We start from the raw sequence: 240 nt of genomic DNA, 5'->3' as shown, positions 1-240 counted from the left end.
CGGGCGATGGCCGACCAGGCCCGCACCATCCGCATCCCGGTGCACATGGTCGAGGTCATCAACAAGCTCGGCCGCATGCAGCGGGAGATGCTCCAGGAGCTGGGCCGCGAGCCCACCCCGGAGGAGCTGGCCAAGGAGATGGACATCACCCCGGAGAAGGTGGTGGAGATCCAGCAGTACGCCCGGGAGCCGATCAGCCTGGACCAGACGATCGGTGACGAGGGCGACAGCCAGCTCGGT

The 240-nt window shown here is 67.9% G+C and carries 1 protein-coding gene; it reads left to right on the top strand.

The features are described from left to right. A partial coding sequence (locus O2W16_RS21590) for a sigma-70 domain-containing protein (RefSeq protein ID WP_331253776.1) occupies window positions 1-240 on the top strand: 240 nt, incomplete at both ends.

It is taken from the genome of Modestobacter sp. VKM Ac-2984 (assembly GCF_026967985.1).
GTDB lineage: Bacteria > Actinomycetota > Actinomycetes > Mycobacteriales > Geodermatophilaceae > Modestobacter.
Note: the sequence above shows the minus strand (reverse complement) of the source record. Positions and strands in the feature narration are given on the sequence as shown.